This is a genomic window from Pseudomonas fluorescens, from assembly GCF_000967965.1.
GTDB classification, from domain to species: Bacteria; Pseudomonadota; Gammaproteobacteria; order Pseudomonadales; family Pseudomonadaceae; genus Aquipseudomonas; species Aquipseudomonas grandcourensis.
On sequence record NZ_LACC01000005.1, the window covers coordinates 180,562 to 180,799 of the forward strand.

1 pseudogene is annotated in these 238 nt (G+C 65.1%); it reads right to left on the reverse strand.

Features of this window, described 5'->3' with window-relative positions:
- Positions 1–238, reverse strand: a pseudogene (locus VC35_RS29865) (Ig-like domain-containing protein); the annotation flags it as partial.

Below are 238 nucleotides of genomic sequence, written 5' to 3' on the forward strand. Positions count from 1 at the left end.
GGTCGGGCCATTGGCCAGTTGCGGAGCGGCGCTGATCCGGCGTGGGTCCATGCGGTAGCCGAAACCGCCGTCGGTCTTGATGGTCCAGGGTTCTTCATCGGTGCCGTCGGAGCGGCCGAAGATGAACTCGCGATGCCGCGCCACTTTGAGCTTGGCCTGCACCACCGGATCGTCGCGGTTGAGGGTCAACGGGATCATGGTCTTGCCGGCCGGTTTACCCGGTTTGGCGGGTTCGTAG